11 protein-coding genes and 2 pseudogenes are annotated in these 12,840 nt (G+C 68.2%); 1 reads left to right on the top strand and 12 read right to left on the bottom strand.

What is annotated here, in order from left to right:
* The 12 genes and pseudogenes from A5659_RS01200 to A5659_RS01145 all read right to left on the bottom strand — a co-directional run.
* The coding region (locus tag A5659_RS01200; RefSeq protein ID WP_067178911.1) for a nuclear transport factor 2 family protein at positions 1-376 on the bottom strand (376 nt) is incomplete at its 3' end.
* Between the two features lie 26 nt (positions 377-402).
* Positions 403-1,788, bottom strand: a complete 1,386-nt coding sequence (locus A5659_RS01195) for a phosphotransferase family protein (protein ID WP_067178907.1) — start codon at positions 1,786-1,788, stop codon at positions 403-405.
* The gene (locus tag A5659_RS01190) at positions 1,788-3,026 is read right to left on the bottom strand and encodes an acyl-CoA dehydrogenase family protein (protein WP_066870822.1); all 1,239 of its coding nucleotides are present in this window, start codon (positions 3,024-3,026) and stop codon (positions 1,788-1,790) included. Before A5659_RS01190 ends, A5659_RS01195 begins: the two co-directional genes overlap by 1 nt.
* Before the next feature lie 24 nt (positions 3,027-3,050).
* On the bottom strand, positions 3,051-3,674 hold the full coding sequence (locus A5659_RS01185) for a TetR/AcrR family transcriptional regulator (RefSeq protein ID WP_067138959.1): 624 nt from the start codon (positions 3,672-3,674) through the stop codon (positions 3,051-3,053).
* 15 nt (positions 3,675-3,689) lie between these two features.
* Positions 3,690-4,583: a hydroxymethylglutaryl-CoA lyase gene (locus tag A5659_RS01180; protein WP_067178905.1), complete on the bottom strand. Its 894-nt coding sequence runs from the start codon at positions 4,581-4,583 to the stop codon at positions 3,690-3,692.
* 52 nt (positions 4,584-4,635) lie between these two features.
* Complete coding sequence (locus A5659_RS01175; protein ID WP_067178901.1) at positions 4,636-5,841, bottom strand: CaiB/BaiF CoA-transferase family protein; 1,206 nt, start codon at positions 5,839-5,841, stop codon at positions 4,636-4,638.
* Complete coding sequence (locus tag A5659_RS01170) at positions 5,838-7,025, bottom strand: S9 family peptidase (RefSeq protein ID WP_066870812.1); 1,188 nt, start codon at positions 7,023-7,025, stop codon at positions 5,838-5,840. The genes A5659_RS01175 and A5659_RS01170 overlap by 4 nt, the downstream gene beginning before the upstream one ends.
* 51 nt (positions 7,026-7,076) lie before the next feature.
* On the bottom strand, positions 7,077-8,171 hold the full coding sequence (locus A5659_RS01165) for a homogentisate 1,2-dioxygenase (protein ID WP_066870806.1): 1,095 nt from the start codon (positions 8,169-8,171) through the stop codon (positions 7,077-7,079).
* A 171-nt stretch (positions 8,172-8,342) separates the two neighbouring features.
* The gene (locus tag A5659_RS01160; RefSeq protein ID WP_066870804.1) at positions 8,343-9,314 is read right to left on the bottom strand and encodes an NADPH:quinone oxidoreductase family protein; all 972 of its coding nucleotides are present in this window, start codon (positions 9,312-9,314) and stop codon (positions 8,343-8,345) included.
* Positions 9,315-9,336: 22 nt separating this feature from the next.
* The gene (locus A5659_RS01155) at positions 9,337-10,335 is read right to left on the bottom strand and encodes an acryloyl-CoA reductase (RefSeq protein ID WP_067138947.1); all 999 of its coding nucleotides are present in this window, start codon (positions 10,333-10,335) and stop codon (positions 9,337-9,339) included.
* Positions 10,336-10,401: 66 nt separating this feature from the next.
* A complete protein-coding gene (locus tag A5659_RS01150) occupies positions 10,402-11,607 on the bottom strand; it encodes an acyl-CoA dehydrogenase family protein (protein WP_066870799.1) in 1,206 nt (401 codons plus the stop codon).
* Positions 11,608-11,638: 31 nt separating this feature from the next.
* A pseudogene (locus A5659_RS01145) lies at positions 11,639-12,670 on the bottom strand (acyl-CoA dehydrogenase family protein); the annotation flags it as partial.
* Here A5659_RS01145 and A5659_RS26615 point away from each other — a divergent pair.
* Positions 12,653-12,840: pseudogene (locus A5659_RS26615) on the top strand (acyl-CoA dehydrogenase family protein); the annotation flags it as partial. The pseudogenes A5659_RS01145 and A5659_RS26615 sit on opposite strands and share 18 nt — an antisense overlap.

The following is a 12,840-nucleotide window of genomic DNA, read 5'->3' as shown; positions in this document are numbered from 1 at the left end:
TGCGCTCGATCAGGCCGTCGGTGCCCACCCTGATCACGATGCAGACCCGCAGCGAGATCGACTGTCCGGCATGCCCGGTGGCGTGCAAGATGTGCTGCTGGACGAAGCCCCGCGCGGATCCCTGCGAAGAATCCGCGAAGACCTGCCGGTCGAGGATTTCGTAGCGACGCTGCGTGGTGGCGCCGATGAACCACTCGATGACCCGCATCGCGCGGGCCTTGTCGTCCGCTGTGAGTGGGCCGCGGCGCGAGCCGACGCGCCATACCGCGATGTCGTCGCTCCACATCGCGTCGACCGCGTCGACGTCGCCGCGTTCGATCGCCGTGAACAGGCGGTTGGCCGCATCGATGACCGTCTCGGCGCTGGAAGCGGGCATGCCTGGCTCCTCTGTCGCTCGCGGGGCTATTCGCTGTCGTATCCGGGGTGCGCGACGGCCAATCGGCGTCGTACCAGGGTGCGCAGGCACGCGGTGACCCGGTCCGCTTGGTCGTCCAACTCGCCGGAGCGTATCGCGGCGGCCAGCTGTTCTTCGTCGGCGAAGCCCAGGTCGGCCAGTGCCGCGCGGGATTGGGCCGCGCTGTCGTCGAGCAGTTCGCGTTCGACGATGCGCAGCGCGTTGGCGGCGACGCGGGCGTGGAAGTTGACCTGCCCCTCGGTCGCCCCGCGCACGTCGTTCGCCAGGAATTCGGCGACCGCGGCGACGAGTTCGGCGGCCCGCGGGCGGCCGAACGGGCCGGTCACGGCTGCGCCCGGCCCCGATCGCCCGCCTCCTCCTCGCGCCACCGCGCGGCGCGCATCGTCGGCGGGCGCGAGCAGGTTGAGCAGGTCCCACTCGGTCTCGCACACCCGGCGGCCGATGGTGGCCAACTCGACCGAGCGACGTTGCCCGCTCAGGTGCCGCTCGGCCTGGAAGCGGCAGATGACGCCCCAGCGCAGGGTGGCCAGCACCAGCCACCAGTGAAACGCCACCCGGTCGACGGTAGTCGCGCTGGCCTGCTCGTAGGCCCGTAGGAAGCTTTCGATGCTGCCCAAGCCGCCGGCGCCGAGGCCGGCCGGAGCGCCGAATCGCCAGGCCCGGATGCAGAACCAGGCCAGGTCTTCGTAGGCCTCCCCGACGTGCACGAGTTCCCAGTCCAGCACCGCGGCAAGGTTTGACCCGTCGACGATCAGGTTGCCCATCCGAAAATCGCCGTGTACCAACACCGCCGGCGACGGTGGGGGACGGTGAGCGGTCAGCCAGCGAAACCCCCACTCGAAGGTTGCGGTGGTGTCGCCCATGTCGTCGAGACGTTGCCGCCATTCGGCGAGTTGATCCTCGTGGGTCAGATCCGGGACGTCTGGGTCGGCGCGGTGAATGGCGGCCGCCGCCTGCGCGCACTGCTGCAGCAATTGCGCGCGGGCCGCCTGCCCGTCGCCGCGCTCCAGCTGACGCTGGATGCGCCGCACGATGGTCTCGCCCTTGATCTCGTCACAGATCAGGAACGGATTGCCCAGTGCGGCGGGCGAATTGTCGGCGATCAACACGTGGGGGACCGGCGCGCCGGCGGCGCGTGCGGCGGCCTGCGTCCTGGCTTCCAGCTCCATCCCGGCATGCACATCGTCGGGTGGGCCGGTGCGCAGAATCAGTGCGCGACGCTGCGCGCCGGTGACGGCCTCGAACGCCCAGGTGGTCCTGCTGGCGCCACCGGTCAACGCCCGCAGATTCACGACCGCGGTGTCGGCGCCAAGGGCCGCCGAGAGCACCCCGGCCAGTTTGGTGCCCAGCTCCGCTGACTCGACGCTGTCCATCACTTCTTGCCGAATTTGAACAGCCGCTGCGCCACCCGGCGGATCTGTATTTCCTCGGCGCCCTCGGTGATCCGGTAGCGACGGTGGTGGCGGTAGATGTGTTCGAACGGCTCGTGGCGGCTGTAGCCGAGGCCGCCGAAGATCTGCATGGCGCGGTCGGCGGCGTCGCACACCAGGCGGTTGGCGCGGTAGTTCGCCATCGACACCTTGTCCGAGACCTCCATGTGGTGGTCGCGGTCGAGATGCCAGGCGGCGTAGTGCACCAGCAGCCGCACCATCTGCGCTTCGGTCGCCAACTCGGCCAGCGGCCACTGGACCGCTTGGTTGGCCGACAGCGGCTTGCCGAACACCGTTCGGGCGCCGGCGTATTCGGCGGCCCGGTCGATGCAGTATTGCGCCGCGCCCAGGCTGCTGGCAGCTTGCCGAATTCGATTCTCGTGCAAGAAGGTTTGGGCGACTTCCAGTCCGCGGTCCACCTCACCGAGCACCGCATCGGCGGGAATCCGCACATCGGTGAGCTCGACCTCGCCGTGGTCGGTCGGCATGTTGAACGTCCACCAGTAGTAGGGGACGTTGAATCCGGGGGTGTCCGTCGGCACCAGAAACGCGGTGATGCCCCGGGCGCTGCCGGGCTCACCGGAGGTGCGGGCGAAGACCAGGTCGTGGGTCGCGCGGTGGACCCCCGTGTTGAACCGCTTGGAGCCGTTGATCACCCAGCTGTCGCCGTCGCGTTCGGCGTGCGTTTCCAGCCAGGTGGCATCCGAACCGTGCTTGGGTTCGGTCAGCCCGAAGGCCATGGACCGCTCCCCGGTGATCAACGCCTCCGACCACACCTTGCGCTGCTCGTCGGTGCCGAACCGCTCCATCATGATCACCTGCGGGAAGTTGCCGACAATCGACGACTCGTTCTGCAGGTCGTTGTGCAGGCCAAGGCCCTTGTGCGCCAGGTGCTCCCGGATGATCGCCATGTCGACGTTGCTGCCGTCGCGGCCGCCCAGCGAGGCGGGCAGTCCGTAGCGCAGCCAGCCTGCCTTATCGGCTCGTCGGCGCATCTCGGAGAGCAGGTCCTCCCACTCGCGCGTCGGGATCCCGTCGTTGTCCCAGTCGGTGCGCGCATGCTCGCGGCGCTGGTCGAAGTACTGGATGTTCTCACGTTCGAGCGGCTTGATCTCGGTCTCGATGAACTCGTCCATCTCGGCGAGCACGCCCGGGAGGTGTTCTGGCAGGGTGAAATCCACGGTTATCTCCTCGCGGTTCTCGCGTTACGCACCATAGAGAGTCTTCTTCCACACCGTCGACAGCGTGGCGATCGCGTCCTCGTCGCTGATCTCCATGCCGAGACCCGACTGCCCGACGAAGACGGTGGTGAAGTTCTCGAACAACAGCGCGATGGCCGCCGCCGTGTGTTGCGGGTTGAGCTCGGCGCCGTAGCCCTGCTCCTGCGCACGCCGCACCGATGCCGCCACGATGTCCACGCCGAAGCGGCGAAACTCGTTCTGCACGGCCGCAAACCGCTGCTGGGTGGCGGCCAGCTGGGCGACCGCGATCATGATGCCGATGTTCTGTTTGAACATGTTCCAGTAGCCGGTGACCACCGAGGTGAAGAAGGCGTCGTCGTCGGGCGAGTCCGGCAGGTGAACGCTCAGCCCCGACGGCGTCACCACCTCGTGCAGGAACGACTCCGCGAGTCCGGCCAGCAGGTCTTCCTTGTCGGCGAAGTATCGGTAGAAGACCGCCGGTGATTTGCCCGCGGCCGAGGTGATGTCGGCCAGGGTGGTGCCGTGAAAGCCCCGTTCGGCAAACAGTTTACGGGCGGCCTGTTCGATGGCCTGCCTGGTCTGGCGACCTTTGGCGGTCAGCTCGCGGGCTGCCTCCGGGGCGGACATTCAGTTCCCCCGCACTTACTGTCGCTTTCGGTCGCCGGCCCGCAACAGGGCGCTCGGCAGGTCGTGTCCGACCAGCGATTTCGCCACGTCGGCGGCGGCGATGGCGGCGTGCAGGTCGACGTCGACGTCGATGCCGCTGTCGCCCAACAGGTACACCAGATCCTCGGTGGCGATGTTGCCGGTGGCGCCCGGCGCGAAGGGGCAGCCGCCCAGCCCGCCGACCGAGGAGTCCAGCCGGGTCACCCCGGAGTTGACCGCGGCGTAGGCGCTGGCCAGCCCGGAGCCGCGGGTATTGTGGAAGTGTCCGCCCAGCGGCAGGTCGCCGATCACCGGACGTAGTTGCGCGATAAGCGAACTCACCCGGCCCGGGGTGGTGGTGCCGATGGTGTCGGCGATGGACAGGCGGTCGGCGCCGCGCTCGCGGGCGGCCGCCGCGATCTCGAGCACCCGCTGGGGCGGGGTGGGGCCTTCGAAGGGTGAGTCCCAGGCGGTGGCGATGACGACTTCGACGGTGACATTGCTGCCATGGGCGATGGCGACGATCTCGTCGATCGCCTCGGTGGCCTCGGCGCTGGTGCGTCCGACGTTGGCCTTGCTGAAGGTGTCGTCGGCGGCCACCACGTATTCGATGGAGCGCAACCCGGCGGCGACGGCCCGCTTGGCGCCGTTGGGACTGGCCACCAGGGCCGAGAATTCGATGTCGGGATAGTCGTGCAGATGGGCGGCCAACTCGGCGGCATCGGCCATCGACGGCACCTTCGTCGGGGAGACGAATGCAGTGACCTCGACCTCGCGGACCCCGGTCGCCGCCACCGCGGCCAGCAGTTCCAGCTTGGCCGACAACGGGATTGGCGTTTCGATCTGCAGACCGTCGCGCAGGGCCACCTCGCGGATGTCGACGTGAGTCATCGGCGCAGCTCCTCCTCATCGCTCCGCTCTGCATCGTCGCCGGCGCGGGCGGTCATAGCACCTCCTCGGAGCGCAGCTCCGCGAGCTCCTCGGCCGTCTTGCCCAGCAACCCGATGAAGACGTCGTCATTGTGCTGGCCCGGACGGGCTGGCCCGGCGTGGCGCAGGCGGCCGGGCGATTCCGAGAGCACCGGCACGATGCCCGGGCCCAGCACGTTGCGCTGCAGCCGCTCGTCGTAGTGCTCGATCAACATGTCGCGGGCGCGCAGCTGCGGGTCGTTGACCACCTCGGCGACGGTGTTGATCGGACCGGCGATCACCCCTGCGGCGGACAGGGTTTCGATGATGTCAGCGGGCCGGCGTTGCGCCGCCCAGGCGCCGATGATGTTGTCCAGTTCGTCCTGGTTGCGGCCACGCGCGACGTGGGTGGCGAATCGGTCGTCGGTGGCCAGCTCTGGGCGGCACATCGCCTTGCACAGCCGAGCGAACACGGTGTCCTGGTTGGCGGCGATCACCACCCACGAACCGTCGGCGCTGCGGTAGATGTTCGAGGGCGCGATGCCGTCGAGCCGGGTGCCCGACGGTCCACGCACCACTCCGCCGACATCATAGTCGGGAATGGTGGATTCCTGTACGGCCAAACATGATTCGGTCAATGCGACGTCGACCACCTGGCCGCGCCCGGTGACACTGCGCCGGTACAGCGCGGCCAGCGCGCCCTGCGCGCCGAACATGCCGGCCAGGCTGTCACCGAGCGAGAGCGCCAGGCGGGGCGGCGGTCCGCCGGGGAAACCGTTGAGGTGCCGCAGTCCGCTGGCCGCTTCGGCGACCGAGGCGTAGCCGGCCTTGGTGGCATCGGGTCCGGTCTGCCCGTAGCCCGACACCCGCACCAGGATGATCCCCGGATTGCGTTCGCTGAGGACGTCGTAGCCCAGGTTCCATTTTTCCAGCGTGCCGGGGCGGAAGTTCTCCACCACGATGTCGGATTTCTCGACAAGGTCGCAGAACAGCTCGCGCCCGCGGGGGTGGCGCAAGTCCAGGGTGATCGCCTTCTTGTTGCGCGCGTGCACCGTCCAGAAGACGTGTTGGCCGTCGAGTTCGGCCTGGCCCCAGGTGCGTAGCGGGTCCGGGGCTTTCGGCAGTTCCACCTTGATCACGTCGGCGCCCATGTCGGCGAGAAGTCGCCCGGCGAAGGGACCGGCGATCAGGGTGCCCAGTTCGAGCACCCGAATGCCGTCCAGGGGGCCGGTCACCGTCATTCGGCGCTCGCGAAGTCGTGCCGCACCAGCCAGTCGGTGACGATGGTGACGGCGGCCCGCAGCGCGTCGCGCTGGTCGGGTCCGGCGTAATAGTGTGTGGCGCCGGGGATTTCGTGCATTTCCTTGTCCTCATGTCCGATCGCCTGGAACAGCCTCCGGGTATGGCTGGGCGTGCAGGCGTCATCCGCAAGATTACCGATCACCAGCGCCGGGATCGCGATATCGGGCCCGCAGGCCACCGCGTCGCCGCGCGCGTCGTCATAGCTCCACTGCGACAGCCAGCCGCGCAGGGTGCAGAACCGGGCCAGTCCGACGGGGCTCATGTTCACCACCTGAGGATCCCCCAGATAGCAGGTGCCCGGGGCGCGTTCGTTGGGATCGACGGTCGGGTCCAGCCAGCGCGGGTCCGCCATGGTGCCGTGCACGACGAAGCCGAACTCGTCGTCGGGCCGCCCGGCTGCAGCCAGCTCGGCCAGCTTGTCCCTGACCCATGCGGTGATGCGGCGGTTGCGGTCGATCTGCGCCTGCCGGTAGCGATCCAGAAATTCTTGGCTGTAAGGCGGCTGATTGGGGTTGTCGGGGTTGTACAGGTCCAGTTCGGGATCGCGCTTGGTGGGGTCGGATTCGTCGAGGATGGATGCGTCCAGCCATTCGGTCAGCGTGCCGTGCCGGCTGATGTGCGCGGCGAGCAGCATGATGCCGTCGGCGGCGGGCAGGTCGAGTCTGGTGAGGTTGGGGCCGTCGCCGGTCGGGCTGGACGTGATGGTCGGATTCTGCGCCTGCTGCTGATAGAACACCGACAGCGACCCGCCGCCACTCCATCCGGCCAGCACCACCTTGGCGTAGCCCAGCCGCTTTTTGGCGTCCTTGATGCACTCGCCGAGATCCTCGACCACCTTCTCCATCAGCAGCGCCGAGTCGGTGCCGCGGAAGCGGCTGTTGCAATAGATGACGTGATGGCCGGCGCGGGCCAGCGCGTTGATCATCGGCAGGTAGGCCCCGCCGCCGATGGGATGCATGAACACCAGCACGGTGTCCGACGGCCTGTCCTTCGGCTTGAGCAGGTAACTCTCCAACACGGTGATCTCGGCCAGGCCGCCGTAGACGTCGCGGACCCCGGAATTGTTATGAAACGCAACGAGATAGGGGATCCGGTCGTACTCGTGTTTCACAGCCGTTTTCATTGACGCCGCTCCTCATCACTTCGTTCTGCATCGTCGCCGGCGTGCCTCATGTCAGTGTTGTCCTAGGTCGTGGGCCAGTACTTCGGCCGACGGGGTCAGCCGCCGCCGGGTGTCGATGGCGATCACCTGCCAGTCGACGCGGGAGTAGTCGTCGAATTTGCGCCGCGCCCGTTCTCGGGCCTTTTCGGGTGCGCCGTGGTGAACCCCTTGTGGCGCATGCGAAATCAAGCCCGGCGGCATCGGGATGCCGTACAGCGAGCCGCCGTGGAAGAAGGCGATCTCGTCGTAGTCGACGTTGCGGTGATACCACGGGGTGCGTTCGGTGCCCGGAATCCCCTCGGCGGGCTTGGGCAGGAAGTTCATCACGTAGACGCCGGTGGCCTGCATGAAAAGGTGCACGGTCGGCGGCAGGTGCACGCTGTCGGAGGTGATCACGTTGTAGTCGGCGATGTTGAAGGTGAACGCGAAGTTGTCGCCACGCCAGCCCTCGACGTCCAGCGGATTGTGTTGGTAGAACAGCGTTGTCGGGCCGCCCTCATGGATGAGCCGGACCTCGAACTCGCCGTCGGTTGCGTCAGGGTCGGCCGGTGCCGGCTCCGGGATGACGACCTGCGACGGGTCGAACGGGAAGTGGCGGCCCAGCGCGCCCGGCGGCGGCACCCGGAACTCGTCGGTGGCCTCGATCATCAGCATGGTCGTCGCGCTGTCGGGGAGCTGGCGCCAGGTGCAGGACTTCGGGATGTACAGCCAGTCACCCTCCCGGTAGCGCAGCGGGCCGAATTCGGTCTCGGCCAGGCCGCTGCCCCGGTGAACGAAGCACAGCAGGTCGCCGTCGACATGACGGACGAAGAACGGCATCGGCTCGAGACGTCGGCTCAACAGGATTCGACAGTCGTCGTTGCTGAACATCAGCAGCGGCCCACCGCCGGCTTCGGTGGCGTCGCTGGGCTTGAGCTCGCTGGACAGCACGTCGATGGGCCGCAGCGGCCCAACCGACCGATAGGCGGTGGGATCGTGGCGCCGGTAGAGATTGGCGGTGCGGCCGGTGAATCCGCCCCGGCCCAACTCGTCGTCCTTGAGGCCGTCGAGGTCGGCATGCAGGCGGCGCGGTGTTCGGCCTTTTCGCAGGTGCACAAAAGATTCCACGGACGGCTCCTCCGACGGGGGACCAGCTCGCTGCCGATCAGGAGTGCAAAACTGAAAGTGACATTACTTTCTCTTTTTGGGCGACACAAGTGCCGTGGCGCGAGCCACAACGCCACTGACGGTCGACCCACCTGTGCCGAAACCGCCGTGGCCAATGACCAGATGCGGCGCCTAACTGCGGACGCGCAGCACGACCTTTCCCTTGGCGCTGCGGTTCTCCAGGGAGGCGACCGCGGTGGCGGCCTGCTCCAGCGGGTAGGCCACCGGCTCGGGCGGGGCCAACTCCCCGGAGGTGAGCAACCGTTCGAGTCCGGCCCATTGCTCGGCCAGCGCGCCCGGATGCGTCCCGGCCCACGCGCCCCAGCCCACGCCGACCACGTCAACGTTGTTGAGTAGCAACCGATTTACCTTCACTGTGGGAATCTCACCGCCGGTGAACCCGACCACCAGCAGCCGCCCGCCGGGGGCCAGCGACCGCAGCGAATCGGTGAATCGGTCGCCGCCGACCGGGTCGACGACGATGTCGACGCCACGTCCGTGGGTCAACTCCTTGACCGCGTCCTTGAAACCGTCGGCCAGCACCACATCCGTCGCGCCGGCCGCCGTGGCGATGTCGGCCTTGTCCTGCGTGCTGACCACGGCGATGGTGCGTGACGCGCCCAGCGCCGGCGCCAGCCGCAGCGCCGAAGTTCCGATGCCGCCGGCCGCGCCGTGCACCAGAACCGTCTCGCCACGCTGCAGCCGACCCCGCACGGTCAGCGCGAAGTACACCGTCAAGTCGTTGAACAGCAGGCCGGCGCCCGCCTCGAAGCTCACATTGTCGGGCAGCTTGAACACCCGATCCGGAGCCAACACCGCGACCTCGGCCATGCCGCCGGACAGCATCGTCAGCCCGACGACCCGGTCGCCGGCGCTCACGTTCGCGCCCTCGGGTGCCGACCGGACCACGCCGGCGATCTCGGCGCCGAGCACGAACGGCAACTCCGGGCGGTACTGGTAGAGGCCGCGGGTGAGCAGGGCGTCCGGGAAGGCCACCCCGGCGGCGTGCACGTCGACGACGACCCCGTCGCCCGACGGTTCGTCGATGTCGGTCAGCTCGACCGCGTCCGGACCATCGAGTCGAGTCACCTGTACCGCGCGCATGCCACCAGAGCCTACTGGCCGCTCAGAAGCCGCCGGCCACCCGCACTACGGCCCGGCCGGAGAACTTGCCGGCGCGCACCTGGTCGATCACGCCGACGACATCTTTCACGTCGACGTCGCTGACCAGCGCGTCCAGGTGGCGTGGCCGCAACGAGTCGCCGAGCCGGGCCCACAATTCGCGGCGCGCGCCGATCGGCATCAGCACCGAGTCCATGCCCAGCAGTGCGACGCCACGCAGGATGAAGGGCAACACCGTGGTGTGCAGCGCCGGACCGCCGGTGAGGCCGCTGGCCGCCACTGCGCCGCCGTAGTCGACGGTGCTGAGCACGTCGGCCAGCGTCGCGCCGCCCACGCAGTCGACCCCGCCCGCCCAGCGTGCCTTGCCGAGCGGCCGCGGCTTGGCGTCGGGGTCGGCGGGCAGCCGCCCGATAACCTCCACCGCGCCAAGGTTTTTCAGCCGGTCGGCGGCCTCGGCCTTACCGGTGGAGGCGACCACCTGGTAGCCGGCGGTCGCCAGCAGGTCGACGCTGACCGAGCCGACTCCGCCGGTGGCCCCGGTGACGACGATGGGACCGGCATCCGGCGCGATGCCCCAGTCGATCAGGGCCTGCACGCTCATCGCGGCGGTGAAGCCCGCGGTCCCGATCGCGGCGCCCTCGTGTGGACTCAACGCGCCGAGCGCGACCACCTGGTCGGCCGGCAACCGCGCGTATTCGGCGTAGCCGCCGTGGTGGCCGGTGCCGATCGCGTACCCGTGGGCCAGCACCTGGTCACCGACCGCGAAGTCGGCCGACGTCGACTCCACCACCTCGCCGGTCAGGTCGATGCCCGGCACCACCGGGTAGTCGCGCACCACACCGCCTCCCGGCGTCAGCGCCAGGGCGTCTTTGTAGTTGACGCTGGAGTACAGGACCCGGACGGTCACTTCGCCGGGCGGCAGATCATCCGGGCGAAGGGTTTCGACCGACGCGGTTATCCGGTCGCCATCTTGACGCGCGACGAGCGCGTGAAAAGTGTCCATGCCTTGACCTAACCTCACCGCAGAGCAAAGCGACACTGCCGGATTCCGCCGAGTGGCGTACCTGAGTTACTTGAGCTCGGACGAAGACAGTCCCAGCAGCCGGCGAGCGACCACCAACTGCTGGATCTGCTGCGTGCCCTCGAAGATGTCCAAGATCTTCGAGTCGCGCGCCCATTTCTCCAGCAGCGTCTGCTCGGAATAGCCTGTGGTGCCTGCCAATTCGACGGTCTTGAGCGTGACGTCGGTGGCCATCCGGCCGGCCTTCGCCTTGCTCATCGACGCTTCTTTGGAGTTGGGGATCTTGTTGTCGGCCTGCCATGCCGCCCGCAGCGACAGCAGGTAGGCGGCCTCCCAGTCGGCTTCCATCCGGATGAACTCGGCCGCGGCGGCGCTCTGGACGTGTGAGGGCTTGTCGTAGGAGATCTCGACGCCGGCCTCGGTGAGGATCTTGCGAATCTCCTCCAAGGCGGCGCGGCCGACGCCGACGGCCATGGCCGCGACGATGGGCCGGGTGTTGTCGAAGGTCTCCATTACCCCGGAAAAGCCCTTGCCCACCTCGATTTCGGGGTTGCCGAGCAGGTTTTCCTTCGGGATACGGGCGTTGTCGAACCGGATGACCGCGGTGTCGGAACCCTTGATCCCGAGCTTGTGCTCGAGCCGTTCGACCGTGACACCGGGATGCTCACGCGGCACGACGAACGACTTGATCGCCGCGCGGCCCTGCGCCTTGTCGAGCGTCGCCCACACCACGATGTGGGTGGCGCGCGAGCCCGCCGTGACGAAGATTTTCTCGCCGTTGATCACGTATTCGTCGCCGTCCAGGGTGGCGGTGGTCGACACCGCCGCGGAGTCCGAGCCGAAGCCGGGTTCGGTGATGGCCATCGCCGCCCACACCTTGCCCAGTCGTTGCAGCTGTTCCTCGTTCGCGACGGCGGATATCGCGGCGTTGCCCAGGCCCTGGTAGGGGACCGACAGCATCATCGCGAGATCGCCCCAGCTGGCTTCCAGGGTTTGCAGCAGCGCCGCCATGTTGGCGCCGTTGTGGTTCTTGTCGCGTTCTTCGTCCTCGCCGCCCAGCGCGTTGGCTCCGGCGAATTCGATTGACTCCGAGGCCCCTTCGAACAGGCTGAACAGGGTGTCGAGCTCGACGGGGTACGCGTGCTCTTTGAGGTCGTACTTGCGGGCGATCGGCCGCATCAACTCGGCGGCGCCCTGATGGGTCTTGGTCGTCACCGCTTGCATCTTGCGGGGAAGTTCCAGATTGATTGCCATGATTGAACTTTCACTCGAATGGGTTAACGACTTAGATGACGACGACGCCCTCGGCCACACCGATGGCCCGCAGGTCGCGGTACCAGCGTTCGACGGGGTGCTCTTTCGTGTAGCCGTGGCCGCCCAGCAGCTGGACGCCGTCCAGGCCGATCTGCATGCCCTTGTCCGCGCCGAGCCGCTTGGCCAGCGCCGCCTCGCGGACGAACGGCAGGCCTTGCTCGGCGCGCGCCGCGCCGCGCCAGGTGATCAGCCGCAGACCGTCCAATTCGATGGCGATGTTGGCGCACATGAAGGCCACCGCTTGCCGGTGGGCGATCGGCTCACCGAAGGCGTGGCGCTCCTTGACGTACGGGACGACGTAGTCGAGCACCGCGTGCGAGGTGCCGACGGTCAGCGCCGCCCAGCCGAGCCGGGACAGCGCGATCGCCTCGGAGTAGTCCTCGTCGGTGGCCTCGTCCTCGCCGAGCCGGGCGCTGCGCGGCACCGTCACCCCGGAGAGTTCGACGTGGCCCATTGCCGCCGCGCGAATCCCCATACTCGGATCCGGTTTTACGCTAAGGCCTTTCGTCGAGGACTCGACGATGAACAGGGCCGGCTTGCCATCCAGCTGCGCGCCGACGATGAAGAGCTCGGCATCGGCCGCGGCCGGCACCAACGACTTCACCCCGTCGAGACGGTATCCGCTCGGGGTGCGCACCGCGGTGGTCTTGAGCCGGGTGGGGTCGAAGAGCGGTTGTGGCTCGGCGATGGCCACGCAGGCCTGCGGCACGTTCTCGCCGGCGAACTCGGGCAGGTAGGTGGCCTGCTGATCGGCGCTGCCCCAATGGGTCAGCGCGGAGGCCACGCCTCCCGGCGCCAGCAGCGGCAGCGCCAGGCCCATGTCGCCGTAGGCCAGCGCCTCGGCGACCAGCACGTTGGTCACGCTGGACCGGTGCGCGGCGATGCCGTCGAAGTCCTCGGGGATGTTGATCGCGGTGATGCCCAGCTCGGCGGCCTTGGCGATCAACTCATGCGGGTAGGTGGCCGCCTCGTCGGCGTCGTGTGCGGCGGGCCGACCCGGCTCAAGTCCAGCGGCAAGGACTACTTCGATCTGACGCCGGACGACGAACAGAAGATGATCGTCGAGACCCTCGACGAGTTCGCCGAGGAAGTGCTGCGGCCCGCCGCACACGACGCCGACGAGGCGGCCACCTACCCGCATGAGTTGATCGCCAAGGCCGCCGAGCTGGGCAT

This window comes from Mycobacterium sp. 1165196.3, from assembly GCF_001673415.1.
Classification (GTDB): Bacteria; Actinomycetota; Actinomycetes; order Mycobacteriales; family Mycobacteriaceae; genus Mycobacterium; species Mycobacterium europaeum_A.
The sequence above is the reverse complement of the archived record's forward strand: the minus strand, read 5'-3'. Positions and strand labels throughout refer to the sequence as shown.